Origin of the sequence: Thiocapsa roseopersicina (genome assembly GCF_900106925.1) — a bacterium.
Classification (GTDB): Bacteria; Pseudomonadota; Gammaproteobacteria; order Chromatiales; family Chromatiaceae; genus Thiocapsa; species Thiocapsa roseopersicina.
Genome location: NZ_FNNZ01000003.1, coordinates 120,979 through 144,410 on the forward strand (window position 1 = coordinate 120,979; position 23,432 = coordinate 144,410).

At 64.8% G+C, this 23,432-nt stretch carries 26 protein-coding genes; 10 read left to right on the forward strand and 16 right to left on the reverse strand.

Annotated features, from left to right (window positions below; genetic code table 11):
* The first annotated feature begins 105 nt into the window (after window positions 1–105).
* On the forward strand, window positions 106–930 hold the full coding sequence (gene tcdA / locus BLV04_RS04695; protein WP_093028633.1) for a tRNA cyclic N6-threonylcarbamoyladenosine(37) synthase TcdA: 825 nt from the start codon (window positions 106–108) through the stop codon (window positions 928–930).
* Between the two features lie 220 nt (window positions 931–1,150).
* On the opposite strand, the gene BLV04_RS04700 is transcribed toward tcdA, so the two are convergent.
* The 11 genes from BLV04_RS04700 to BLV04_RS04745 all read right to left on the reverse strand — a co-directional run bounded on the left by BLV04_RS04700 (window position 1,151) and on the right by BLV04_RS04745 (window position 8,290).
* On the reverse strand, window positions 1,151–2,065 hold the full coding sequence (locus BLV04_RS04700) for a 5-bromo-4-chloroindolyl phosphate hydrolysis family protein (protein ID WP_093028635.1): 915 nt from the start codon (window positions 2,063–2,065) through the stop codon (window positions 1,151–1,153).
* Between the two features lie 19 nt (window positions 2,066–2,084).
* A complete protein-coding gene (locus tag BLV04_RS24810; RefSeq protein WP_175534501.1) occupies window positions 2,085–2,231 on the reverse strand; it encodes a hypothetical protein in 147 nt (48 codons plus the stop codon).
* Between the two features lie 16 nt (window positions 2,232–2,247).
* Window positions 2,248–2,871: a V-type ATP synthase subunit D gene (locus tag BLV04_RS04705; RefSeq protein WP_093028637.1), complete on the reverse strand. Its 624-nt coding sequence runs from the start codon at window positions 2,869–2,871 to the stop codon at window positions 2,248–2,250.
* Window positions 2,872–2,881: 10 nt separating this feature from the next.
* On the reverse strand, window positions 2,882–3,661 hold the full coding sequence (locus BLV04_RS04710; protein ID WP_217633655.1) for a class I SAM-dependent methyltransferase: 780 nt from the start codon (window positions 3,659–3,661) through the stop codon (window positions 2,882–2,884).
* 109 nt (window positions 3,662–3,770) lie between these two features.
* Window positions 3,771–4,100, reverse strand: coding sequence for a YkgJ family cysteine cluster protein (locus BLV04_RS04715; protein WP_245731720.1), 330 nt, complete (start codon window positions 4,098–4,100; stop codon window positions 3,771–3,773).
* A gap of 223 nt (window positions 4,101–4,323) precedes the next feature.
* A complete protein-coding gene (locus BLV04_RS04720) occupies window positions 4,324–4,752 on the reverse strand; it encodes a hypothetical protein (protein WP_093028641.1) in 429 nt (142 codons plus the stop codon).
* 351 nt (window positions 4,753–5,103) lie between these two features.
* Entirely contained in the window at window positions 5,104–5,301 is a 198-nt protein-coding gene (locus BLV04_RS04725) for a hypothetical protein (RefSeq protein WP_093028643.1), read from the reverse strand.
* 131 nt (window positions 5,302–5,432) lie between these two features.
* Window positions 5,433–6,140: an alpha/beta fold hydrolase gene (locus BLV04_RS04730; protein WP_342721892.1), complete on the reverse strand. Its 708-nt coding sequence runs from the start codon at window positions 6,138–6,140 to the stop codon at window positions 5,433–5,435.
* Entirely contained in the window at window positions 6,137–6,991 is an 855-nt protein-coding gene (gene folE2 / locus BLV04_RS04735; protein ID WP_093028647.1) for a GTP cyclohydrolase FolE2, read from the reverse strand. The genes BLV04_RS04730 and folE2 overlap by 4 nt, the downstream gene beginning before the upstream one ends.
* Window positions 6,992–7,137: 146 nt before the next feature.
* A complete protein-coding gene (ispA, locus tag BLV04_RS04740) occupies window positions 7,138–8,031 on the reverse strand; it encodes a (2E,6E)-farnesyl diphosphate synthase (protein WP_093028649.1) in 894 nt (297 codons plus the stop codon).
* On the reverse strand, window positions 8,024–8,290 hold the full coding sequence (locus tag BLV04_RS04745) for an exodeoxyribonuclease VII small subunit (RefSeq protein ID WP_093028651.1): 267 nt from the start codon (window positions 8,288–8,290) through the stop codon (window positions 8,024–8,026). The genes ispA and BLV04_RS04745 overlap by 8 nt, the downstream gene beginning before the upstream one ends.
* 256 nt (window positions 8,291–8,546) lie before the next feature.
* Here BLV04_RS04745 and BLV04_RS04750 point away from each other — a divergent pair, with 256 nt between their 5' ends.
* The 7 genes from BLV04_RS04750 (at window position 8,547) to BLV04_RS04780 (ending at window position 16,230) form a co-directional block, all read left to right on the forward strand.
* On the forward strand, window positions 8,547–8,780 hold the full coding sequence (locus tag BLV04_RS04750) for a type II toxin-antitoxin system Phd/YefM family antitoxin (RefSeq protein ID WP_093028653.1): 234 nt from the start codon (window positions 8,547–8,549) through the stop codon (window positions 8,778–8,780).
* A gap of 189 nt (window positions 8,781–8,969) precedes the next feature.
* The gene (locus BLV04_RS04755) at window positions 8,970–9,404 is read left to right on the forward strand and encodes a type II toxin-antitoxin system VapC family toxin (protein WP_093028655.1); all 435 of its coding nucleotides are present in this window, start codon (window positions 8,970–8,972) and stop codon (window positions 9,402–9,404) included.
* Between the two features lie 101 nt (window positions 9,405–9,505).
* Window positions 9,506–11,392 carry a DNA topoisomerase IV subunit B gene (gene parE / locus BLV04_RS04760; RefSeq protein WP_093028657.1) on the forward strand — a complete coding sequence of 629 codons (1,887 nt, stop codon included), beginning with the start codon at window positions 9,506–9,508 and terminating at the stop codon, window positions 11,390–11,392.
* 49 nt (window positions 11,393–11,441) lie between these two features.
* A complete protein-coding gene (locus BLV04_RS04765) occupies window positions 11,442–12,560 on the forward strand; it encodes an FIST signal transduction protein (protein WP_093028659.1) in 1,119 nt (372 codons plus the stop codon).
* A gap of 209 nt (window positions 12,561–12,769) precedes the next feature.
* On the forward strand, window positions 12,770–13,648 hold the full coding sequence (locus BLV04_RS04770) for a GNAT family N-acetyltransferase (RefSeq protein ID WP_217633656.1): 879 nt from the start codon (window positions 12,770–12,772) through the stop codon (window positions 13,646–13,648).
* Between the two features lie 198 nt (window positions 13,649–13,846).
* Window positions 13,847–14,878 carry an amino acid ABC transporter substrate-binding protein gene (locus BLV04_RS04775; protein ID WP_217633657.1) on the forward strand — a complete coding sequence of 344 codons (1,032 nt, stop codon included), beginning with the start codon at window positions 13,847–13,849 and terminating at the stop codon, window positions 14,876–14,878.
* Window positions 14,879–14,889: 11 nt separating this feature from the next.
* Entirely contained in the window at window positions 14,890–16,230 is a 1,341-nt protein-coding gene (locus BLV04_RS04780; RefSeq protein ID WP_093028663.1) for an ArsB/NhaD family transporter, read from the forward strand.
* A 20-nt stretch (window positions 16,231–16,250) separates the two neighbouring features.
* On the opposite strand, the gene BLV04_RS04785 is transcribed toward BLV04_RS04780, so the two are convergent.
* The 5 genes from BLV04_RS04785 to BLV04_RS04805 form a co-directional block, all read right to left on the reverse strand.
* Window positions 16,251–17,033, reverse strand: coding sequence for an ABC transporter permease (locus BLV04_RS04785; protein ID WP_093028665.1), 783 nt, complete (start codon window positions 17,031–17,033; stop codon window positions 16,251–16,253).
* Window positions 17,027–17,770, reverse strand: a complete 744-nt coding sequence (locus tag BLV04_RS04790) for an ABC transporter ATP-binding protein (RefSeq protein ID WP_093028667.1) — start codon at window positions 17,768–17,770, stop codon at window positions 17,027–17,029. Before BLV04_RS04790 ends, BLV04_RS04785 begins: the two co-directional genes overlap by 7 nt.
* Window positions 17,767–18,753: an ABC transporter substrate-binding protein gene (locus BLV04_RS04795; RefSeq protein WP_093028669.1), complete on the reverse strand. Its 987-nt coding sequence runs from the start codon at window positions 18,751–18,753 to the stop codon at window positions 17,767–17,769. The genes BLV04_RS04790 and BLV04_RS04795 overlap by 4 nt, the downstream gene beginning before the upstream one ends.
* Before the next feature lie 2 nt (window positions 18,754–18,755).
* Window positions 18,756–19,454 (reverse strand): hypothetical protein, encoded by a 699-nt coding sequence (locus BLV04_RS04800; RefSeq protein WP_093028671.1) that lies wholly within the window; start codon window positions 19,452–19,454, stop codon window positions 18,756–18,758.
* Window positions 19,455–19,875: 421 nt separating this feature from the next.
* Entirely contained in the window at window positions 19,876–20,277 is a 402-nt protein-coding gene (locus BLV04_RS04805) for an Mth938-like domain-containing protein (RefSeq protein ID WP_093029001.1), read from the reverse strand.
* Between the two features lie 143 nt (window positions 20,278–20,420).
* On the opposite strand from BLV04_RS04805, the gene gltX reads away from it, so the two are divergent.
* Window positions 20,421–21,842: a glutamate--tRNA ligase gene (gene gltX / locus BLV04_RS04810; protein WP_093028673.1), complete on the forward strand. Its 1,422-nt coding sequence runs from the start codon at window positions 20,421–20,423 to the stop codon at window positions 21,840–21,842.
* A 113-nt stretch (window positions 21,843–21,955) separates the two neighbouring features.
* A complete protein-coding gene (locus BLV04_RS04815; RefSeq protein WP_093029003.1) occupies window positions 21,956–23,425 on the forward strand; it encodes a glycogen synthase in 1,470 nt (489 codons plus the stop codon).
* Window positions 23,426–23,432: the final 7 nt, after the last annotated feature.

A 23,432-nucleotide genomic window follows, 5' to 3' on the forward strand; every position in this document is an offset into this window, starting at 1 on the left:
TTCGGCAAACTGCGGCGGAGCTCGTGGGGGCGTTCGAGGTTGCGGGATCGAGGTCGTTCTGAGCGGAGGCTTCCAGTCCGGACGCGGATCGAGGATGATGCCGCGATGGATGCATCGAACACTCCCGCGCAGCTTGATACGGAGATTCCGGCCGGGCGCGAGGCGCGCTTCGGCGGGATCGCTCGGCTCTACGGGGCGGCGGAGAGCGCGCGGATCGCCGAGCTGCATGTTTGTGTCGTCGGCGTGGGCGGGGTAGGCTCCTGGGCGGCGGAGGCACTCGCGCGCACCGGGGTGGGCACCATCACCCTGATCGACGACGACACCATCGAGGCGGGCAATGTGAATCGCCAGAGCCATGCCATGACCAGCCAATTTGATCGGCCGAAGGTCGAGGTGATGGCAGAGCGTATCCGAGACATCCATCCGCTCTGCCGGTGCGAGCCGATCCGCGATTTCATCACCGATCGGACACTCGAGGCGTATCTGACCCGCGGCTATGACGCGGTCATCGACGCGATTGACAGCATCCGCTTCAAGGCGGCGATGATTGCACACTGCAGGGCGCACAAGATCCGCATCGTCACGACCGGAGGTGCGGGCGGGCGGCGCGACCCAACCGCGGTCAGGGTGGCCGATCTGACCCGCACGCAGCATGACCCGCTGGCCTCCAAGGTGCGGCGGCGGTTGCGCGAAGCCTATGGATTTCCACGCGACCCGAAGCGGCGTTTCAAGGTCGACTGCGTCTACTCGCTGGAGCAGCCGGTCTATCCGCGCGCGGATGGATGTGTCAGCCACCAAAAGCCCGGAATCAGCGGCGTTTCCCTGGACTGTCGGCTCGGCTATGGGTCGGCAAGCTTCGTGACTGCGACCTTTGGCTTCGCAGCCGTGGCGCGGGTGATCGAGGTGTCGATTAAACCGCGTCCGGAGTGACGTGCAAGGTTTCAGTCCCGGGCGAGCCTAGAAGGAGCCAAAGAGGGCTCAGTTGACGCGGTTTGGATAATAAAACAAAGGCTTGTGGGAGATATGCCCAGGAAGCCGATGCCTCTTTCAGCTGTCGCCTTTACCCTCTGAGCCGCGTCGCGCCGACCTCTTTGGCGTGCAGCAAGGTTGCTTAACGCATCGACGATTCCGGATCGCTCTTCGGCGCGGTTCATAGGAGCCCCTCGCGCTTCAATTGGCTCGTCAACACCTCGATCTGCACGTCCAGGTCCATGATGTCGGACTCCAAGAGCTTCTGGCGTTGCTCCTGAAACACCTCCTCGATGCTCGTCAGGACTCGCCTGAAGTTGGCGTCGAGTTCCGGCGAGGCGGCGCGCTGGTGCGTCCTCGCGTAGCCTTCAACGACGCGCTGCACACCGTCGAGGTAGACGTTCAGAAACTTGCGGGCACGTCGCAGGTCCCGCGGGTCCTCTTCCAGCAAGGTCAGGATCTCGCGGGCGAGCGCGGCGACGCGCCGCAGCCGTTGATTGAGCTCGGGTTGTCGGACGTCGCGGCTCGACTGCTCCACCGCAGCGATCGAGCGCTCGGCTTGCGCCAGAGCGGCAAGCACCTGATCCGTGGTGTCGAGCCCGGAGGCGGCCGTCACCCGCTTGGCTTCACCTGGATCGCCCCCGTAGAAGAGCCGACACCCAAGCAGGGCCACGAGCCCGAAGGCGAAGGCGATGCCCGGATGGTGCCCGACGCCGAGCCAGGCGGTGAGGCCGGTGCCCAAGCCGATTAGGCCGCCGCCGATGGCCTTTAGCGGCCACGGCGTCTTGGCGACGAGACGGTGCGAGTAGGCGGCTTCCGCGACCAACCCGCGCCACAGCAACCAAGCCCCGCACACCAATAGCGCGTAACCGACGGCGTTGCCGATCATCGGCACCAAGAGTCCGCGTGCCATGGCGATGACCGCGGCAACCAAGACCGGCACCGTCAGCAGGAACATCAGGAGGCCCGTTGCCGGGGTCGGCTGACGCGGGATCGAGCGCCGCTCTTCACGGCTGCCGAGAAGCTTTGAGCGGACGACAAAGATCAGGACGGCGATCGCTGTCAGGATAGCGACAAGCGCAAGCACGCGGATCATGGATGCGTCTCCCGAGGCATCAGCGCGGTGCAGCGGTGTGCCGAGCGGTCTCGGCGGCAGCAGAAGCAGGAGACGAGCAGGAGACCGCCAGTGCCTGCCAAGAGGCGACGCCGACGGCGGCCAGGATCAAGAGCAGACCCAGTACCTTGCGCGGGAATTCAGGCATGGCGTTGGACGGCTCCTCAAGCCTCGGCTCGTTGCCGCAGCAACTTGACCTGGAAGAGTGTGTTGCGCTCCTCTTCTTCGAGCGATGACTGGATGAAGTGGATGGTCCGCCGATAGAGCGGAATAATGTTGTACTTGAGCGCGTTGACCCGCTTCTGGGCCTTGCGTTGCTCTTCCATCAGCCGGTGCAGCGCGGTTTCGACCTCGGCAAGACGGGCGAGCAGCACACAGGCATTGGCGAGGTTCTCGCGGGTCGTGTCGAAGCTCGCGTCCGTCCCCAAGAGGCCGACCGGCTTGAGCGGGATGCGCTCGCTGGTCACGGCAGGATACTCCACGCCGAGGGCGCGGCGCGGCAGGATGTCCACCGTCAGGGCCAGCTCGGATCCGAGCGCGGCCTGATGGATCCCGCGGCTGCCCATGCGCAGATGGGTGATGCTGAGACAACGATAGGCCTCGGCGAGCGCCTTTTCGGATGCCTCTCGCAGCCGCCGGTACTCCCCGATCCGCTCGTAGACGAGGCGCGTCAACAGCTCGCGCTTGCGTTCGAGCAGGTCGTGGCCCTCCTCGAGAAACTTCTCCTGCTTCTTGAGTCGGAGGAGCGTGTTCTTGGTCGGTGGAACCTTGATCAGTTGTTGTGCCATGTGGACTCTCTCAACCCGCGGTTGACCTCTCGCTCCGACGTCTCGTCGCACGCCCGACCCGCAATGACAAAGGCCACCTGATGATGCGACGCGTCTCCGGTCGGCCCCATAGGGGCGCCAGTCTCGTGCCGAACGCGGCGACCGGATCGATCCCGTGCGACGCTCGATAGCGCGCGCTCGCGGACCAGCTCCGCAGATAGCCGAGCAAGTCGTCGAGGGCCCAGTCGGCCGTCAGCACGAACGTCGGTGCCCGGATCTCGGGGAAGGGGAAATCCAGCGAACGGTAGCCGTCCTCGACGTGCCGACGCTCATCCGGCCAGAAAGGTTGAATGATCGCATGATAGTCGCCTCGGAGGCAGTGGTTGATGGCCGCGTCATCGGTCTCGAGGAGGCCGTAGCTCCAGACCGCCAAGAGGCCGTCGGGTCGCAGGACACGTCGGACCTCGGCGTAGAATCGCCCAAGGTCGAGCCAGTGCAGCGCTTGCGCCACCGTGACAAGATCGACCGAGTAGTCCGCCAATCCGCACGCCTCCGCGGGTGCGCGGCGATAAACGATACTCGGGTGCTTTATGGCTGCCGCAAGTTGGGCTTCGCTGATATCGGTGGCGATGACTTGCTCGAAGCGGCGCGCCAGCTCCACGGCGGCCTGTCCGCTGCCGGTGGCGCAGTCCCAAGCGCAGCGGCGTGCGGGCGCATGCTCGGCAAGCCATTGGAGCAGCCCTTCGGGGTAGCGGGGGCGAAAGCCGGCATAGTCGGCGGCGACGGGGCCGAAGTGGTCGACTTGCTGCATGGGGATCGTAGCGGCCATCACCCGGCGGGTAAGTGAGCAGGCGGCTGGAACCTTCAATTCAATCCATCTGTTGCATGGATCAATAAGCGGTCGACTGCCGGATCTAGGTTCAACCGCGCTCGGCGAGACACTCGGGGCTGCCGACCTCCAGCTCGCGACACACCAAGGGCCGCTGTGCGTAGATTCGGCACAGCAGGGTGTCGCGGTCCAGTGCCGCGCACCAGCCGTCGTCGAGGCGGTCCATCAGGGTACGGCCGAAGTGGTCGGTGACGGTGAGATGGCCGGGGACGCCGGTGTCGGTAAGACACCAAACCTCCAAACGACAGCAGCTGGCGGCGCAGGTCTCGCAGGTGACCGGAGCGGCGGGAGCCGGGTTCGGGTGGCCCTCTACGAACGCCAAGCCGACCTCGACACCGCAGGCACGACGACCTCGGGTCATTTGCGTGTCCCGGATGGTTGTTGCGGAGTCATGATACCGACGTCATTGCGGGGGGCTGCGGCTCAGCAGCCGAGTGAGACAAAGCCTTGGTCGCGAATAACGAGGTCGCGCGGCGATCAAGGAAGGGAACCGTGAGGGGAACACCCGAGTTGCCCGGGGTTCCCCTGGGCGATCCCGGCGGCTCTGAGCGCGTGCGCGACCGCAGCCGGGATCAAACAGCGGACTACTTGTACTTGCCGCTGATGGCACCGGAGGCATCTTCCTTCTCAAGTGCCTCTTTCGTCGCGGCCTGCGCTGCGGCGTTGGGGGTCGGATCCTTGACCTGTCCCTCGGCACCTTGATCGGTCGGGTAGTCGCCGCTCAGTTCTTCGCCCTCCTTCTTCAGCATCGCGCCGGTCTTTTCCTGCGCCTTCGCATCCGGGGTCGGAGCTTTCAACTGAGCCTCTTGCCCGACGTTCATCGGCTCGTCGCCCGAGACGAGCGGCGTTGCAGGCTGCTCGGCAGCAACAGTGCCGGCGAGCATGATGGCGAGTGCCGCAGCGGAACTGAACAGGATTTGCTTCGTTTTCACTTGCTTCTTCTCCTTGCTGGTCGCATGAATCGGACAATCCAGACCGATCGCCTCGGCGTCGATCGACGACCGGGGCAGCATGCTGGACTCTCCGGACTGAAGTGACTGGTCGTGCCTCGAATCCGCGATCGCCGTCCGCCGCCGCGTTTCGACGGGCACCCTCGCTCAAGCGCCGAGTGCTCCGTCGATCTGCTCCTGCCGTTTCTTTCCTGCCTTAGTGTGTCGTGTCGCTCGGACAAGCGCGGGGCCTCCGGCAAGACATCGCCGCTGAATCATAGCAGGTGTTGGCGACGATCAAAGGGTGCCGGAATCGCACTGCGTTTGTCGAGCGGAAAATCCGACTCGACGAAGGATACTGCAAGGCAGGTCTCAATGTGAGCCTCGATCGATCCTTTGCGTGGGCCCGCCCGAACCCTTGGCCGAGGAGGTCGCTCAGGAACGCTCTCGCCGGCGCGGTGCGAGTAGGCTGAGCAGCGTTGCTGCCGCCCCCAGGAAAGCGAACAAGACCTTAAAGCCCCACTCGCCCAGGATGACGGTCAGGTTGTTGTCCTCGGATCGGACGTGGTCGGTTCCCGGCGTTTGCCCGGAAAGGGATGTTGCCGGTTGCGGCTCGGACGGTGTGTGTTGCATGGATGCCTCCTCCGGCTTGGGTTGGGGGTTCGGTGCGACGGGGTAATCGGCGATGTCGCCTCGCGGGCAGCGTTCCTCGGGTGATCGGCTTTCCGGGGACGCATCCGAGGGGGGACGTCGAAGACGTGATTCTAGAACAAAAGATCGCTCAAGATCTCGGGGCACTCGAGTAGGGGATTATGGCCGACGCCGGGCAGAACGTGCAGTCGCGTCGCGGGACGCCGGCGTACGACCTCCCGGGCGATTCCGAGAAAGCGCGTATCGGCGGCTCCGACGATCCAGGTCAGCTCCCCCGTAAAGGCGGCTAGAGGCTTCCAAAGGCTCGGCATGCGCGCGAGTCCGTGCTGCTCGAGAGAGGCCGCAAGGCCCGTCGGTGGTTGGCCTAAGCGCCGCCGACGCTGCCGCTTCAGAACCGTGCTCGGCAAACCGGCCTGGGTTGCGAATAAGGGTTGTGACTCCCAATCGTCCACGAACGCGTCGATTCCGTCGTCGAGGAGCCGTCGGATCCACGCCCGGTCATCCGCGAGCCGATCGGCACGTTGCGATGCGTCTTCGAGGCCCGGATGGGCGGAGATGATGGTCGCACGGCGAAAGCGGTCCGGATCAAGCGCCATCAAGCCGAGCGCGAAACGTCCGCCCAAGGAATAGCCGATGACCTCGTCGACGCTGTCGGGAAGGGCACCTAGGATGTCGCCGATGCTGTCTTGAAAGGGCCGAACGGTCGTCGAGTCGGCGCCATGTCCGGGCAGGTCGATGGCGAGCGCACGCCCTTTCAGCCGCGGGCAACAGGCCCACCAATCCTCGCTGCCGCCGGTGAACCCGTGCAGCAGCAGGATCAGAGTGTCGCCTCGGCGATGCGGGCCTCGTGGTCCTTGTCGCGCTCGATCAGGGCGTAGGCCGAATGGTTGTGGATGGACTCGAAGTTTTCGGCCTCGACGACGTAAGCGGTGACCCGGTCATCCTCGTTGAGGCGCGTCGCGACATCACGCACCAGGTCTTCGACGAACTTGGGGTTGTCGTAGGCATGTTCGGTCACGTACTTCTCGTCCGGTCGCTTCAGCAGTCCGAACAGCTCGGAGGACGCCTCCGCCTCGACCATCTCGATGAGCTCCTCGATCCAGATGTGACCCAGCGAGCGCACCTGCACCGTCACATGTGAACGCTGATTATGCGCACCGTAGGCCGAGATCTTCTTGGAGCAGGGGCAGAGGCTGGTGACGGGCACGACCACCTTGATCTCCAGGCTCGGGAGGCCCTGTTGGATCTCGCCGATGAAGGTGACCTCGTAGTCGAGCAGGCTCTCCACGCCGGTGACGGGCGCCTTCTTGTTCACGAAGAAGGGGAAGCGCATCTCGATGTGACCGGCTTCGGACTCCAGGCGCTGCGACATCTCGGTCAGCATTTCCTTGAAGGAGGCCACGCCGATCTCGCGCTCGTGATTGTTCAGGATCTGCACGAACCGGGACATGTGGGTTCCCTTGAAGTCGTGCGGCAGGTACACGTACATGTTGAAATTAGCGACCGTATGCTGCTCGGCGCCGCTGCGATCGCTCACCCGCACGGGATGACGGATGTCCTTGATCCCCACCTTGTCGATGGCGATCCGACGAGAGTCGGCGCTCCCCTGGACGTCGGCGATTTCGGCGCTGTCGGGTGCGGCGCAGCAGTTGGGCTCAAGCACTTGCTCCATGATGTGACTTCTCTCGATGGATCGTCTTTGTTCTCAAACCCGCAATTTGGGGGCTGAGGCCGACAAGACAAACCGGCGCGGGTTGCCCGTGCCGATCAGCGGTGTCGATCCTCGGTGCAGTCCACGTTGCGGAGACGATGTGCGCCTCAGTGCTTGCGACCGATCAGTGCGCCCGCGATCCAGCGCAGGGGCTCGGCCCCGGACGAAAAAATCGCGATGCTTTCGAGCGCATCGGCGATCAAAACGGCGGCCATCTGCTTGGCTTCGGGCAGCCCGACGAGAGCCGGGTAGGTCGCCTTCTCCAAGACTTGATCGCGACCGGCGGTCTTGCCGATCAGATCGGTGTCGCCTTCCACGTCGAGCACATCGTCCTGGATCTGAAAGGCCAGACCGAGACATTTGGCATAGCGATCGAGCCGCTCGGCATGATCCGGGTCCGGTGCGTCGTGGGCGAGGATGCCCATCTGCACAGCCGCTCGGATCAAGGCGCCGGTCTTGTGGATATGGATATGCTCGAGCATGGCGACGTCCAGCAGGTTGCCCTCGGCGGCCAGATCGAGCGCTTGCCCGCCGACCATGCCGCGTGCCCCGCTCGCACGCGCGAGGCTTGCGACCATGTCGATGCGTTTCTCCGCGTCCAGTCCGGGCGACTCGGCCAACGCCTGGAAGGCGAGGGTCTGGAGTGCATCGCCGGCCAGGATCGCGGTCGCTTCGTCGAAGGCGCGATGACAGGTCGGGCGCCCGCGCCGCAGATCGTCGTCGTCCATCGCTGGGAGGTCGTCGTGGATCAGTGAGTAGGCATGGATCAGCTCGACGGCACAGGCGGGGCGGTCGAGCAGCGCGGGATCCACACCGAGTGCCTCGCCGGCGGCATAGGCTAGGAGCGGACGGATGCGCTTGCCGCCGCCGAGGACCGTGTAGCGCATGGCCTCGTGCAGCCGAACCGGCTGCACGCTTGCAGGGGGCAGAAGCGCGTCGAGCATGGCTTCGACGCGGGCGCAGCAGCGTACGCGGAAGTCGTCCAGAGTGGCGTCAGTCATTGGATTCGAAGGGCTCCAGATCGGAACCGGATTCGGACCGGGGTCCGGCATCGGGCCGAGTGTCGGTGAGGATGCGCACGCGTTGCTCGGCCACATCCAGCGCCTGTTGACAGGCGCGGGTCAGGCCGATACCGCGCTCGAAAACGGTCAGTGACTCTTCGAGACTCATGTCGCCCTTTTCGAGGGCATCGACGATCGATTCCAGCTCGGCGAGCGACTGCTCGAAGGAAGGCGGGGGCGGAGCGACTGGCTTTTTCATGCGCTTGAACCGCGTCCTAAATGGATACCGATGCTTCGTTGGATCACGCCGCTCGGTTGAATCCAACGGGTTCTGGCCGGACGCGGTTTAAGGTCTTTCGGATGTCGAGTTAAGTTACCCCAGCTCTTCGGATGGGTCAAACCGCAAGCCCCGCCAAGCCCGGCGCCGGTGCGCCGGGCTTGGCGCCAACTGACAATCATGTGCTACGGTTCTGCGCTATCATGATGACCAACAATGTGACCATTCGGAGCCGACCATGGGTGCAGTCAATCTGGCGGAAGCCAAAGCGCATCTGAGCGAGCTTGTGAGCAAGGCCCAGAGCGGCGAGGAGACCATCATCACCCGTCGCGGGCAGCCTGTGGCCAAGCTGGTCCCGATCGCCCAGCCGAAGAAGGCCCTGCGCTCGCTCGCGCAGTTCCGTTCCGGTTTGCCGCAAGCGGACAGACCAAGCGTGGAGCTGATTCGGGAGCTGCGCGACGAAGGCTTTTAAACCGCGCCCGGTGCGGTATGCGATGTTTTTGGATGGGATTGACCCCGGCAGACCTGACGTCCGCTGGAGCTGGCGCGGTTTAAGCGATTAAGAAATATATAATTTTAAATCGCGTCCCCGCCAAGGGCCCCGGATGCACCAAATGTCGAACTCACTTGAAAGTAAGCAACTCGCTCTGGACGCGGTTTAATGGTCTACCTGGATACCAGCTTCATCGCACCGTTGGTCATTGCCGAGGAGATCAGCGACGCTGTCGAGACATTCGTCATGACAGTGCAGCCGGGCGATTTGGCTACGAGCCTTTGGACCCGGGTCGAGCTGGCGAGTCTGATCTCGCGCAAGCGACGCATGGGCGAGCTGTCCGACACCCAGGGCGAGGCGGTTCGTCGCGAGCTCGCGCGTGTTCTGGAAGAGTCATTTTTGTCGCTTGTGCCGACCGCGCCTGACTTTGCACTTGCTGCGCGATATCTGGAAACGCCAGCGACCGGTTTGCGCGCCGGCGATGCGCTGCATCTGGCGATTGCGGCGGGACAAGGCGCCGAAACGATCTTGACGCTCGATGCCGGATTCATGCGCGCGGGGAGACTTCTGCACCTGCCGGTCGCGCACGGCATCATGCCTTAGGCCGTCCGGCGAGCAAGCAAGCCAGCGAGCCCCGTTGGTCCTCGCCCGCAAACCCACTCCAACCCGACCACGACAACAGACAGGATCGACGCACAGCCCCCATGACCGGCCACTACGATGCCTCAGCCATCGAGGTCCTCAGCGGCCTCGACCCGGTGCGCAAGCGCCCCGGGATGTATACCGACACCACCCGCCCCAACCACCTGGCCCAGGAGGTCATCGACAACAGCGTCGACGAGGCGCTCGCCGGACATGCCCGCCGCATCGAAGTCGTGCTCTTCGCCGACGGCTCGCTCGAGGTGAGCGACGACGGGCGAGGCATGCCGGTGGATATCCACCCCGAGCAGGGTCTGCCCGGCGTGGAGGTCATCCTCACCAAGCTGCACGCGGGCGGCAAGTTCAACGGCGACAACTATCGCTTCTCGGGCGGGCTGCACGGGGTCGGCGTCTCGGTCGTGAATGCCCTCTCCAAGCGCCTGGATGTCTGGGTCAAACGCGGCGGTTACGAGCACCACATGGCCTTCGCCGGCGGCGAGAAGGCGAGCGATCTCGTGCAGCTCGGCAGCGTCGGGCGCGGCCATACGGGCACCCGATTGCGCTTTTGGCCGGATCCGAAGTATTTCGACACGCCCAAGATCGCCACACGTCCGCTGACCCATCTGCTGCAGGCCAAGGCCGTCCTCTGTCCCGGACTCGAGGTCCGCTTTCGCGACGAGGCGAGCGGCGACGAGCAGGTCTGGTGCTACCAGGACGGCCTCAAGGACTATCTGCTCCAGGCGCTGAACGGGGCCGAGACCCTCCCGTCTCAGCTCTTCGTCGGCGACCTGGAAGGCACCAACGAGGCGGCGAGCTGGGCGCTGGGCTGGTTGCCCGAGGGCGGCGAGGCGGTCGCCGAGAGCTATGTGAACCTCATCCCGACCGTGCAGGGCGGCACCCATGTCAACGGACTGCGCACCGGTTTAACCGAAGCGGTGCGCGAGTTCTGCGAGTTCCGCAACCTGCTGCCGCGCGGCGTCAAGGTGGCCCCGGAGGATGTTTGGGGCCGCGTCAGCTACATCCTCTCGGTCAAGCTGATCGAGCCGCAGTTCTCCGGGCAGACCAAGGAGCGGTTGTCCTCGCGCGAGTGTGCGGCCTTCGTCTCGGGTGTGGTCAAGGACGCCTTCAGCCTCTGGCTGAATCAGCATGTGGCCGAGGGCGAGCGGATCGCCGAGCTGGTCATCGGTGCCGCCCAGGCGCGACTGCGTGCCGGTCGCACCGTCACCCGCAAAAAGATCACGCAGGGGCCGGCCTTGCCGGGCAAGCTCGCCGACTGCACCACGACCGATCCGGAGCGCGGCGAGCTCTTCCTGGTCGAAGGCGACTCGGCCGGCGGCTCGGCCAAGCAGGCGCGCGATCGCGAATTCCAGGCGATCCTTCCGCTGCGCGGCAAGATCTTGAATACCTGGGAGGTCGACCCGGCCGAGGTCTTGGGTTCGCAGGAGGTGCACGACATCGCGGTCGCCATCGGCGTGGATCCGGGCAGTGACGATCTCGCGCGGCTGCGCTTCGGCAAGATCTGCATCCTCGCCGACGCGGACTCGGACGGCGCCCATATCGCGACCCTGCTGTGTGCGCTCTTTCTCCGTCACTTCAGGCGCCTGGTCGCCGAGGGGCACGTCTTCGTCGCCATGCCGCCGCTCTATCGCATCGACGTCGGCAAGCAGGTCTTTTATGCCCTGGACGACAGCGAGAAGCGCGGCATCCTGGACCGCATCGAGGCCGAGAAGATCAAGGGCAAGGTCAATGTCCAGCGCTTCAAAGGCCTCGGCGAGATGAATCCGGGACAACTGCGCGAGACGACCATCCATCCGGATACCCGGCGCCTGGTCCAGCTCACGGTTGAAGCGGACGACGAGAGCAACAACCTCCTCGACATGCTGCTGGCCAAAAAACGCGCTTCCGACCGACGGGCCTGGTTGCAGGAGAAAGGCGACCTCGCCGAGGTTTAGCGGTGCGCCGTTGCGACTCGACACTCCACTCCGGGATGACTGAATCACCATGACTCCATTTCGCCTGGGACATGCCGCGGATCCCGATTGGCGTCTGGCCGCCGATCGATGTCTGACGCAGATCGGGAGTGTGCCCCGGGAGGCGACGCTCGGATTCCTCTACGTGACCGACGCCCTTGCCGACGATCTCGGCGACATCCTACGCAACCTTCGCGCGGCGACCGGCATCGATCAATGGGTCGGCAGCGTCGGTCTGGGCATCTGTGCGACCGGTGCCGAATACTACGAAGAGCCCGCGCTCGCGGTCATGCTCGGGGAGTTTCCGAGCGATGACTTTCGCGTCTTCCCGAGCCTGGTCGAGGATCTCGACGACTTCGATCTGCGTCACGGCGACTGGATGCGCGCCAATCCGCCGTACCTGGGCTTAGTCCACGGCGACCCATCCAACGGCCTGACCGAGATCCTGATCCAGCAGCTTGCGCAGCGCACGACCGCGGGTTTCCTCGTCGGCGGTCTCGCCAGCGCCCGCGGGGACGCCTTGACCATCGCCGACGGGGTGACGCGCGGCGGTCTGTCCGGCGTCCTCTTCTCCGAGCGGGTCGGGATCCTGATCCGACTCAGCCAGGGCTGCTCGCCGATCGGACCGCATCACGTGATCACCGAGGGCCAGCGCAACATCCTGATGCGACTCGACGGCGAGCCCGCGCTCGATGTGCTCAAACAGGATATCGGCGAGATCCTGGCCCGCGATCTGTCGCGTCTCGGCGGCTACATCTTCGCCGGCTTGCCCATCCAGGGCTCGGATACGGGCGACTATTTGGTCCGTAATCTGGTCGGCATCGATCCCAATCACGGCCTGGTCGCGATCGGCGATCTGGTGGAGCCCGGACGCGAGCTGATGTTCTGCCGGCGCGATGCCGACACCGCCCGCGAGGATCTCGACCGCATGCTCAAGGGCATCAAGGGTCGCCTGTCCGCTCCGCCGCGAGGCGGCATCTACGTCTCCTGTTTGGGGCGCGGGGTCAACCTCTTCGGTCCGGATTCGGCCGAGCTCAAGCAGATCCAGGCCGCGCTCGGCGATGTGCCCATCGTCGGTTTCTATGCCAACGGCGAGATCTCGCAGGATCGTCTCTACGGCTATACGGGCGTCTTGACCCTCTTCACCTAAACCGCGTCCAGAGCGAGATGCTGAATTTTCGAGTGAGCTCGACGTTTGGTGCATCCATGGCCCTTAGCGGGGCCCCGGTTTAAATCGAAATATTTTTTAATCACTTAAACCGCGCCTGCTCCAGCGGTCATCGAGGCTGCCCGGGTCGACTCCATCCAAAAGCATTGCATACCGTACCGGGCGCGGTTTAACGACCAATGGTGACTGCGATGAAGACGGACACGGCTATCAGTATTTGCACCATGTTGCCGGCCGAGGTCGATCTCGCCATCGAGTGGGCCGCGCGCGAGGGTTGGAATCCGGGTCTCGACGATGCCGCCTGTTTCCGAGCGGCCGACCCCGAGGGTTTTCTGATGGCGTTCGTCGACGGCGAGCCTGCGGCAAGCCTTTCGGCCGTGCGCTACGGCGAAACCTTCGGTTTTATCGGTCTCTACATCGCCGCGCCGCCCTATCGCGGGCGCGGCATTGCCCTGCGGCTGTGGCAGGCCGGGATGGCCTTTCTCGGCGATCGGGTGATCGGTCTCGACGGGGTGCCGGAACGCCAGCACGACTATCGTCGCTCCGGGTTCGCGCTGGCTTGGCGCAACGTCCGCTATTCGGGCACGGTCACGCTTGCGGCCCCGGATGATCCGCGTCTCGTTCCGGTCGATCCGGGCCTGCTTCCCGCGCTGCTCGATTATGATCGACCCTTCTTTCCCGCACCCCGAGATCGGTTCCTGGATGCTTGGCTCACCCAAAGAGACACGCGCCGCAGCTGGGCCTTCGTCGAGCCCGCGGTTGACACGGGTGGCGGATCCGGCCGTGTGACGGGTTACGGGACGGTCAGGCAATGCCGCGCCGGTTGGAAGATCGGGCCGCTCTTCGCCGACGATGCCGTGCGTGCCGATCTGCTCTTCCGCCGCCTCGCCGCCTGTGCCGGCACGGACACCGTGATCCTGGATCTTCCCGAGCCCAATCCCGCGGCGCTTGACCTGGCAAAGGGCTATGGCCTGTCCCCCGTGTTCGAGACCGCGCGCATGTATCGAGGCACGGCGCCCTCGCTCCCGATCGATCGGATCTACGGCGTGACGACCTTCGAGTTGGGCTGAACGGGATTCGCGCAAATCAGCTCCGCGCCTAGGCCCTTGTGGTCGCACGCTGCCGCTAGAGGCTTGCCTCGCGAAGGCATGACCCGCGTGCGACGTCTTGTCGATGGCACTCGTTGCAAATACACTGACATCCTCATCTGGCTCGGCCGCGTCGCGGTCGAGCCTTTTTGGTTTCAACGCGCGATTTCGGAATCCGGCATGAGACTCGACAGGCGTCACTGGTGTGCGACCCTGATGATCTTTGCGTCCGTGCTCGTCACGCAGGCCGAGGCGGGCGAGGTCTTGGACAGCGTGAAGTCGCGCGGGCAATTGCGCTGCGGGGTGAGCGAGGGCATCCCCGGCTTCTCCGAGCGCGATGCCGAGGGACGATGGCGCGGTCTGGATGTCGACTTCTGTCGCGCGGTGGCGGCGGCGGTCTTGGATGATCCGGACAAGGTCGAGTGGGTGCCGCTCTACGCCTCGGCCCGTTTCCCGGCACTGCAATCGCGCAAGGTCGACCTCCTGATACGCAACACCAGCTGGACACTGACCCGCGAGGCGGTGTTGAAGGTGCAGTTTCCCGGAATCCTGTATTACGACGGTCAGGGGTTCCTGGTTCCGGCCGCGGCCGGCATCGAAACACTCGCCGATCTCGCCGGCGCCACCGTCTGCGTCGAGAAGGGGACAACACACCGGCGCAATCTGGAGACCTACTTCGCCGCGCACGGCTGGTCCGTGGAGCCGCTGGTGATGGACTCGGCCCCAGAGACCGCGCAGGCATTCTTTGACGGTCGCTGCCGTGCCTACACCTCGGACGCCGCGCAGCTCGCCGCCATGCGTCTGCTCGCGCCGGCGCAGCGCGAAGCCGACCTGATCCTGCCCGAGCGCATCTCCAAGGAGCCCTTGAGCCCGGTCGTTTGGCGCGGCGACCCCGAGTGGACCACCTTGGTCCGATGGGTCCTGAACGCTCTGATCCTCGCGGAGGAATACGGCGTGAACCGCGCCAACATCGATGCGGTGGATGCGGAAGGAACCAACCCCCTGGTCCGACGCACCGACGACGAGCGCGGGTTGATCGCACGCGCGCTCGGCGTCGAGCCCCGGTGGGGGATCCGCGCCGTGCGTGCCGTCGGCAACTACGGCGAGATGTTCGAGCGCAACGTCGGGCGCGACAGTCCCCTGAAGATCGAGCGCGGTCTCAACCGGCTCTGGACCGAAGGCGGTCTCCATTATGTCCCCCCGCTCGACTGAGTGACGCCGTCATGACCGACCTTCAGATCTATCTGACCCTCGGCGTCTTCGCTGCCGTGATCCTCTTGATCGCTTTCGATCTGGTCGACATGGTGGTCGCGGCCCTGCTCGGGGTCAGCGTCTTGATGGTGTTCGAGGTGATCGACGGATCCGATCTGGTCCCCATCATCGATACCGCCGGCGGCCCGCTTGCGCTCTTGTTCGGCGGCATGGTGGTGGCGCGGGTGATCGGCAAGACGGGCATCTTCGACTGGCTCGGCGACGCCGTTCTGCGCGCGACCGGCGGGAGCGGCAAGCGTCTGTTGCTGCTCATCGTCGCCCTGGTGGCCCCGATCTGCGCCCTGTTGCCCAATGCGACCGCCGTGATCCTGGTCGCGCCGGTGATCATCGGGGTCTGCCGGGCGCTCAAGGTGGATTTCGCCGGGCCGCTGATCATTACCGCCATCGTGAGCAACGCGGCCGGCATGCTTACCCTGGTCGGCGATCCCGCGACTTTCCTCGTCGGCAGTGCGATCGGGTTGTCCTTCGTGGATTACCTGCGGATGGTGAGTCCAGGTGGCCTGCTGACCGTGCTGGCGGTCATCCCCCTGCTGCCGCGTTTGCTGCCGGAGATCTGGGCAACACGTGTGACCCTGCCGCCGTCGCGCCCGGGCGTGCGCATCGAGCGGCCCGTCTTCCTGGCCCTCTCGCTGCTCGTCCTCCTGGTCATGGTGGTCCTCTTTTTGATCGGCGAGTCGCTGCCGACCCATATCGTTCCGCCCGAGGTGGCCATCGTCGGCGCGGCGCTCGCGCTGCTCGTGGTTTACGGCGTGCGCATCGAGCCGGTGGGGGAGGTCCTGCGCGACGTGGATTGGAAGACGATCCTCTTCCTCGGCGCCATCTTCACCCTCGTCCAGGCATTCATTAAGACCGAGCTGCTGCAGGGGCTGTCGATCCAGCTCTACGCCTGGTTCGGGGACGATCTCCTTGCGGTCGGACTCCTGTCTCTGGCCGGTATCGGGATCCTCTCGAGCCTGCTGGCGAATATCCCCGTGGTCGCCGCGGCGCTGGTCATGATCACCGGTTATCTCGTTGCGGCCGAGGCGGTCCCGGAGGTCGCTCTGGCGAGCGGCTTCGTGGATTGGCCGAGCGCCGTCATGCCGGTGTTCGTGGCCATGATGTTCGGCGCCACCCTCGGCGGGAACGCGACCCTGATCGGCGCGTCGGCCAACGTCGTCGCCGTCGGCATCTGCGCCTCGCACGGCCGGCGCGTGACCTTCATGCAGTTCCTGCGTATCGGCCTGCCGATCGCGGTGACCCAGTTGTCGGTTGGGGCGCTTTATGTCCTTGCCCTCGCCTGGTTCCTGGACTGACGCGCCTTTTCCAGCCGCGATCAAGCGTGACGCCGATCCCCGTGCCAGCGATGCAGGAGCAGCCATTCCACGAAGCTCAGGATCGCATAGAGGACGACGCCCATGAGCGCGAGCAGCAACAGGGCGGCGAACATCTTGGCGATCTGCAGCCGATTGCCGGCCTCGAGGATGCGCCAGGCGAGTCCGTCGGTGTTGCCGGAGGCCGCGGCGAACTCGGCGACCACGGCACCGACCAGTGCGAGTCCACCCGCGGTCTTGATGCCTGCGAGCAGATAGGGCAGGGAGGATGGAACCATGAGCCGGATGAAGGTCTGGCGAAAGTCCGCGCGATACAGCCGGAAGAGGTCGCGTAGATTGGGGTCGACCGCCTTGAGACCTGCGGTCGCGCTTGCCAGGACCGGGAAGAAGGCGGCGATCCAGGCCAGGATCAGCACGGTGAGCCAGGCGTTGTCGAGTCCGACCCAGACGATGATCAAGGGGGCGATGGCGATGATGGGTGTGACCTGCAGGATCACGGCATAAGGCGAGAGCGCCGCCTCCGCGATACGGCTGGAGGCGAAGAGCGCTGCGAGTGCCGTGCCCGAGACCGTTGCCAGAGTGAAGGCCGCCAATGTCGTGCCCAATGTGGTCCATGCCGAGCCGAGAAGCGAGGCCCCGTCGGTTGCGAAGACGGCCAGAATGGCGCTCGGCGGAGGCAGGATGAAGGGCGGGATCTCCAGATAGACGACGGACCACTCCCAAAACCGGATCAAACCCAGAAAGAGCGCGATCGGCAGGATGATCCGCAGGCCCCGCATCAGCATGTCGAGACATCCTCCAACGCGTCGAGGATGTCGCGCGCGGTCGCATTGAAGGCGGCGGATGTCCGGTAGCCGGGCTCGCGCGGGTAGGGCGCGGGGTTCTCGATGTCGGCGACCAGACGTCCCGGACGCCCGCTGAGGATCAAGATCCGCTGCGACAGATAGACGGCCTCGAAGACCGAGTGGGTTACGAAGATCCCGGTAAACCGACGCTCGGCCCAGAGACGCAGCAGGTCGTCGTTGAGCTTGCCGCGGGTGAATTCATCGAGCGCCGCGAAGGGCTCGTCCATCAAGAGGACATCGGGGTCGGCGACCAGCGCGCGTGCGATGGAGACACGCATGCGCATCCCGCCCGAGAGCTCGCGGGGCAGGGCATCGGCGAAGCCCGCGAGACCGACTTTCTCCAGCGCGACACGGGCGCGTTCACGCGCTTCGCTCTTGGCCATGCCGGCAAGCTCGAGCGGCAAGGCGATGTTGTTGGTCGCAGTCGCCCACGCCATGAGCGTCGGTTCCTGGAAGATGAAGCCGAGCGATCCGCGTGTTTGCGGCCAGCCGACACGGCCCCGTGTCGGCTCTTCCAGCCCGGCGATGAGCCTCAGTACCGTGCTTTTGCCGCATCCGGAGGGGCCGAGCAGGGAGACGAAGGCGCCGGCCTCGATGTCGGCGCTGAGCTCCCCGAGCGCGGCGGTGCCGTTGGGGAAGGTCTTCGCCAGTCGGTCGAGGCGCAGGCCGCTGCTCACGGTTTTGGCGGGAGGAAATCGAGCGAGAAGGCGCGCCGCCAATCCAGCGTCGTCGGGTAGACCCCGTCGGCGGACATGGTCTCGAAGAAGGCCTGCCAGCGTGCCTCCGTCATGACGCCGATCCCGGCAGTCTCGGCATCGCCCGCGGTGGCGAGCCGGTAGCGGTTCATCTCGGCGATGGCATGCAGCAGCACAGCGTCGGTCATCTCCGGGTTGTCGGCCTTGATCAGGCTGTTGCCGGGCGTGGGGTCGCCGGTGAGATAGTCCTTCCAGCCGGCAATGGAGGCGGCGACGAAGGCCCGTACCTGTTGCGGGTTGGCTTGGATGCGGCGATCCGAGGCCAGGATGAGCGTCCCGTAGGAGGGGTAGTCCTCGTCGGCCATGAGGAAGACCTGCGGTGTGATCCCGCTCGCCTTTTCGATCTCGTAAGGCTCGCTGGTGACATAGCCCTGCTGGATCGCACGCGGATCGGCGAGAAAGGGGGCGAGATTGTAGGTGTACTTGCGGATCTGACGATCCGTGAAGCCGAATTTGGCCTTCAGCCAGATCCAGTGGCTGCCGACGCCTGCGTCCGAGATCATGATCGGCTTGCCCTTCATGTCGGCAATGGATCGGATGTCCTCGCGCGGGTGCGTGATCAGGACCTGCGGGTCTTTCTGGAAGATGGCCGCGACGGCGGTCGCCGGAATCCCGGCCGCGACCATGTTGAGCGGAATAAAGCTGTTGGAGCCGATCCCGAAATCGACCTCGTTGGAGCCCAGGAGCAGGGGGACATTCACCGAGGGGCCGCCCTGGATGATCTCGACATCCAGCCCCTGCTCGGCATAGAGCCCGAGCGCCTTGGCTTGGTAGAAGCCGCCTTGCGGGGCCTGCGCCTTCCAGTCGGTGACGAAACGGATCTTGGTCGGCTCGGCGGCCGGTGTCGATCCGGCGACGGCGAGGCCGAGCAAGGCCGCAGCGAAGATGATGGCGTGCTTGGACATGCTCAGCTCTCCGAAGGCGTTTCCTCGCTCGGGACGGCATCCTGCAACGGGCTCAGGAGTCGGTCGAAGTCGTCCGGGTTGACGTACTGAATGACCACGGTCCCGTTGGGGCTGCGGCCGATGTCCATCCCGCGTTCGGGGTAGAGCCAATGGACGATCTCGGTCTCGGGCTCGGTCAGACGCAGATCGGGTGTGCCGAAGCGTTGCTCGATCAGCGCGTTGTCCAACCTGGCCTTCGGAAGGTAGCTGATGGATCGGATCGGGCGGGCGGACAGGGTCTCGACATCGGCCGGGTCGAGCTTGATCTTGCGGCTACCGCTGCCGACCTGGCTGATCCGCAGGCCGCGCTCGTACATGGCGGCGAGGGTGGCCTGGTCGACATCGAGCGCGATCACGAAATCCGCGCGCAGGCGCTGGAGATGGATCTGGTCGAAGAAGGCCTCCACACCGTAGGACTCGGCTTGCGTCGGGTCTTGGAAGAGATTGACCTTGCCGTCCTCGCCGAACAGCCTGCGCACCTCCGCCAGCGTGGTCTCCCCGATTGTGAAGCCGAAGACCTGCGAGTGCCCGGAAGCATCCTGCGTGACCCGCCAAGGCAAGCGATCCGGGCCGTCCTCGATGGATGCGGGCATGAGGAGAAGAACACCCAAGAAGCCTAAGACGGCGACGCCGAGGACGGAGAGAATGATCTGTCGATCCATGGGTTTGGAGTGCTCCGGATGATGCGATTGCGATCGAGCAAGCGGTTCGCCGGCGTGCGGCGATCAAGATTCGGACCCGTATCGATGGTCGATTACGACAACGACAACCACAACGAACGGCCTCGACACATCTGCCATGCTGCACTAGCCACTAGCCACTAGCCACTAGCCACTAGCCACTAGCCACTAACCACTAGCCACTAACCACTAGCCACTAGCCACTAACCACTAGCCACTAGCCACTAGCCACTAGCCACTAGCCACTAGCCACTAGCCACTAGCCACTAGCCACTAGCCACTCATCACTCACCACTCACCACTCACCACTATACAAAAACCTGAACCGCGTCGACTCCAAGTCTCGCGGACCAAGCCGAACGCGAAGCAATGCTGAACCAGCATTGATCACGCCGGACGCGGTTCAGCCCGGTTCAGCGTGATTCAGCGCCAGAGGCATCAGACCGGCGACGACGCGCCGCCCTTCCGACATCAAGATGTTGTAGGTCCGGCAGGCCGCACCCGTATCCATGACCTCGAATCCGATACCGCGCCCGATCACGGCAAAATAGAGTGCGGGGTCCGGAAAGACCTGTGTCTCGCCGGTCCCCAGTACGATGACCTGGGTCTCGGGCTCGATCGCGATCAGTGCATCCAGGTGCTCGACCGTCAAATCGGCCGGGTCCGCCGGACCCCAGCCGTCTTCGATCCGGCTCGGCGTCACGATCAACCCACGGGTAAAGCGTCGCCCCCCGATCAGGATGCCGTCGTTACCGTAGGCGTCGATCAGTTGGCCGCTGCTGCCGTCTGCTTCGGAGAATCTCATGGCGCGAACATAACCGAAGGTCACTTGATGGAACAAGGTGAGGCCGACACAGCGAGATAAGAACCCGAGCGAACAAGCGGGCAGGTCGAAGGGGCTCTGTTAGAATCGCCGCCACGCGTCCCAAACAACCGATCCGGAAGCCCATGACCGTCCGTACCCGATTCGCCCCGTCCCCTACCGGTTACCTGCACGTCGGAGGCGCCCGCACGGCGCTCTTCAGCTATCTCTTCGCGCGCAAGCACGGCGGGCAGTTCGTGCTGCGGATCGAGGATACGGACCTGGAGCGCTCGACGGCCGAGTCCGTGAACGCCATCCTCGAGGGCATGACCTGGCTCGGGTTGGACTACGACGAGGGGCCCTTCTACCAGACCCAGCGCTTCGATCGGTACAACGCCGTGATCGACGAGCTGCTGGCCAAGGGCTTGGCCTATCGCTGCATCTGCTCGAAGGAGCGCCTGGAAAAGCTGCGCGAGGATCAGATGGCGCAGCGGCTCAAACCGCGCTACGACGGCCATTGTCGCGGACACGAGGTCGACCCGAACGAGCCGCACGTCATCCGCTTCAAGAATCCCGCCGACGGCGTCGTGGTCGTCGACGACATGATCCGCGGCCGGGTTGTCTTCGCCAACGCCGAGCTGGACGACCTGGTCATCCGGCGCAGCGACGGTGCACCCACCTACAACCTGAGCGTGGTGGTGGACGACTCGGATATGGGCATCACCCATGTCATTCGCGGCGACGATCATCTGAACAACACGCCGCGCCAGATCAACATCCTGCGTGCGCTCGGCCACGAGCCGCCGCGCTACGCCCATGTGCCCATGATCCTCGGCGACGACGGTGCGCGTTTGTCCAAGCGCCACGGTGCGGTGAGCGTCATTGCCTATCGCGATCAGGGCTATCTGCCCGAGGCGCTGCTCAATTATCTGGTCCGTCTGGGCTGGTCGCACGGCGATCAGGAGCTCTTCTCCGTCGAGGAGATGATCAAGCTCTTCGAGATCGGCGACGTCAACAAGGCTGCCTCGGCCTTCAACACCGACAAGCTCGATTGGTTGAATCAGCAGTATCTGCATCATGCCGATCCGGCGCGGATCGCCCGTCTGCTCAGTCCGCACATGGGTCGGCTCGACATCGATCCCGCGACCGGCCCCGATCTGATCGAGGTCGTCAAGGCGCAAGCCGCGCGCGCCAAGACCCTGACCGAGCTGGCCGAGATCAGCGCCTTCTTCTATCGCGATTTCGAGACCTTCGACGAGGCGTCCGCCAAGAAGCATCTGCGTCTGGTGGCCCGCGAAGGGCTCGAGCGCCTGCGTGCCGCCTTCGAGCTGATGGCCTACGAGGATTGGACGCTCGAGGGACTCAAGCACGTCGTGGAAGGGATCGCCGAGGAGCTGGGGACCAATATGGGCAAGGTCGCCCAGCCCCTGCGCGTCGCCATCGTCGGTCGCGCCGCCTCGCCCGGCATCGACGAGACCCTGCGGCTCGTCGGCAAGGATGCGACGCTACGCCGGATCGACAAGGCGCTGGCCTATATCGCGGCGCGCGGCGGCAACGAGTCGTCTTGAGACCCGCGTAGGGAAGACATCCGGGTCACCCCGCATGCGGGGTGACGCCGCGCGTGGGTGCCTCCGAGGGTTTCGGCGGCCCCGCCATCAAAAAGCCAATCGGGAATCAAGGTATGTATATCGCCATGGTCAGCGCCGAGTGTGCGCCGATCGCAAAAGCTGGCGGGCTCGGTGATGTCGTGCACGGGCTCTCGCGCGAGCTTCTCGCGCTCGGGCAAGAGGTCGAGGTCTTTTTGCCGGGATACGATTCGCTGCGCCACGATCTGATCGAGGGGCGCCGCGAGGTCTGCCGCGGGTTGCGCGTCCCCTATTTCGATCAGTGGATCGACTGTCGGGTGGATTCGGGCGAGGTCGACGGGATCACCTGCTTCTTCATCGAGTCCGATTCGCCCCATCGGTTCTTTCAGCGCGGGCGCATCTACGGCGAGGCCGACGATGCGGACCGCTTCGCCTTCTTCTGTCGGGCCGTGCTGGAGTTCATGCTGACCTCGGGCAGGCGCCCGGACGTCATCCATTGTCACGATTGGCAAACCGCGCTGGTGCCCGTCCTCCTCTTCGAGATGTACCAGCGCCTCGGACTGACCGACGTCCGTGTCTGCTACAGCCTGCACAATCTCGGCTACCAGGGTGTCGTGGGTGAATCCATCCTGCGTCAGGTCGGTCTGGATCCGGCACGCCTCATGACGCCCGACCGTCTCCAGGATCCAGCCAATCCGCGCGCGGTGAATCTGATGAAGGGCGGGATCGTCTTCTCCAACTTCGTCAACACCGTCTCGCCGCGCTACGCCTGGGAGATCCAGAACACCGAGCAGGGGATGGGGCTGCAGGGTGTTCTGAAGACCCACGACGGCAAGTTCGGCGGTGTGCTCAACGGCATCGACGATGCGGTCTGGAACCCTGCAACCGACCGGCACATCCCCGAGCCCTTCGATGCCGAGCAGCTCGACGGCAAGGAGGCCAATCGCCGGGCCTTGCGGGATTACTTGGGCCTCGTTCAGGACGAGAAGCCGATCGTGGCCGTCGTCAGCCGGCTCGACTATCAGAAGGGCGTGCATCTCCTGCGTTTCGGCATCGCGCATGCGTGCGCGCTCGACTGCCAGCTCGCGCTTCTCGGGGCCGCGCTCGATCCGGTGGTTGCCGAGCAGTTCCGGCGCCTCCAAGAAGACACCGAGGGGCACCCGGATTGCCGTCTGGTCCTTGCGTATGACGAGGAGCTGTCCCATCTCATCTATGCAGGCGCAGACATGATCCTCATCCCGAGCATCTACGAACCCTGCGGGTTGACCCAGATGATCGCGATGAAATACGGCGTAGTCCCGATCGCGCGGCGCGTCGGGGGGCTCGCCGATACGGTCTTCGACGCCAACTACTCGGATCGTCCCTTCGAGGAGCGCAACGGTTATCTCTTCGACGACCTGACCGAGTCCGCCCTGGCCGCCGCCATGGAGCGCGCGATCGATCTGTGGCGGAATCACCCCGAGTATTTTCGCCAGCTGCAGATCAACGGGATGCGTGTCGACCGCTCATGGGGCCGACCGGCACGCCAGTACCTGGACATCTACAGCCACATCCGAGTGCACTGAACCGAAG

Excerpts from the sequence above, each read along its gene's own strand:
- BLV04_RS04800 (WP_093028671.1), bottom strand. The coding sequence starts at position 19,454 with ATGGATCGACAGATCATTCTCTCCGTCCTCGGCGTCGCCGTCTTAGGC.
- folE2 (WP_093028647.1), bottom strand. The coding sequence starts at position 6,991 with ATGGAGCAAGTGCTTGAGCCCAACTGCTGCGCCGCACCCGACAGCGCC.
- BLV04_RS04755 (WP_093028655.1), top strand. The coding sequence starts at position 8,970 with ATGGTCTACCTGGATACCAGCTTCATCGCACCGTTGGTCATTGCCGAG.
- BLV04_RS04715 (WP_245731720.1), bottom strand. The coding sequence starts at position 4,100 with ATGACCCGAGGTCGTCGTGCCTGCGGTGTCGAGGTCGGCTTGGCGTTC.
- BLV04_RS04700 (WP_093028635.1), bottom strand. The coding sequence starts at position 2,065 with ATGATCCGCGTGCTTGCGCTTGTCGCTATCCTGACAGCGATCGCCGTC.
- tcdA (WP_093028633.1), top strand. The coding sequence starts at position 106 with ATGGATGCATCGAACACTCCCGCGCAGCTTGATACGGAGATTCCGGCC.
- BLV04_RS24810 (WP_175534501.1), bottom strand. The coding sequence starts at position 2,231 with ATGCCTGAATTCCCGCGCAAGGTACTGGGTCTGCTCTTGATCCTGGCC.
- BLV04_RS04725 (WP_093028643.1), bottom strand. The coding sequence starts at position 5,301 with ATGCAACACACACCGTCCGAGCCGCAACCGGCAACATCCCTTTCCGGG.
- parE (WP_093028657.1), top strand. The coding sequence starts at position 9,506 with ATGACCGGCCACTACGATGCCTCAGCCATCGAGGTCCTCAGCGGCCTC.
- gltX (WP_093028673.1), top strand. The coding sequence starts at position 20,421 with ATGACCGTCCGTACCCGATTCGCCCCGTCCCCTACCGGTTACCTGCAC.
- BLV04_RS04785 (WP_093028665.1), bottom strand. The coding sequence starts at position 17,033 with ATGCTGATGCGGGGCCTGCGGATCATCCTGCCGATCGCGCTCTTTCTG.
- BLV04_RS04795 (WP_093028669.1), bottom strand. The coding sequence starts at position 18,753 with ATGTCCAAGCACGCCATCATCTTCGCTGCGGCCTTGCTCGGCCTCGCC.
- BLV04_RS04745 (WP_093028651.1), bottom strand. The coding sequence starts at position 8,290 with ATGAAAAAGCCAGTCGCTCCGCCCCCGCCTTCCTTCGAGCAGTCGCTC.
- BLV04_RS04775 (WP_217633657.1), top strand. The coding sequence starts at position 13,847 with ATGAGACTCGACAGGCGTCACTGGTGTGCGACCCTGATGATCTTTGCG.
- BLV04_RS04720 (WP_093028641.1), bottom strand. The coding sequence starts at position 4,752 with ATGCTGCCCCGGTCGTCGATCGACGCCGAGGCGATCGGTCTGGATTGT.
- BLV04_RS04805 (WP_093029001.1), bottom strand. The coding sequence starts at position 20,277 with ATGAGATTCTCCGAAGCAGACGGCAGCAGCGGCCAACTGATCGACGCC.
- BLV04_RS04750 (WP_093028653.1), top strand. The coding sequence starts at position 8,547 with ATGGGTGCAGTCAATCTGGCGGAAGCCAAAGCGCATCTGAGCGAGCTT.
- BLV04_RS04710 (WP_217633655.1), bottom strand. The coding sequence starts at position 3,661 with ATGCAGCAAGTCGACCACTTCGGCCCCGTCGCCGCCGACTATGCCGGC.
- BLV04_RS04770 (WP_217633656.1), top strand. The coding sequence starts at position 12,770 with ATGAAGACGGACACGGCTATCAGTATTTGCACCATGTTGCCGGCCGAG.
- BLV04_RS04780 (WP_093028663.1), top strand. The coding sequence starts at position 14,890 with ATGACCGACCTTCAGATCTATCTGACCCTCGGCGTCTTCGCTGCCGTG.
- BLV04_RS04815 (WP_093029003.1), top strand. The coding sequence starts at position 21,956 with ATGTATATCGCCATGGTCAGCGCCGAGTGTGCGCCGATCGCAAAAGCT.
- BLV04_RS04765 (WP_093028659.1), top strand. The coding sequence starts at position 11,442 with ATGACTCCATTTCGCCTGGGACATGCCGCGGATCCCGATTGGCGTCTG.
- BLV04_RS04705 (WP_093028637.1), bottom strand. The coding sequence starts at position 2,871 with ATGGCACAACAACTGATCAAGGTTCCACCGACCAAGAACACGCTCCTC.
- ispA (WP_093028649.1), bottom strand. The coding sequence starts at position 8,031 with ATGACTGACGCCACTCTGGACGACTTCCGCGTACGCTGCTGCGCCCGC.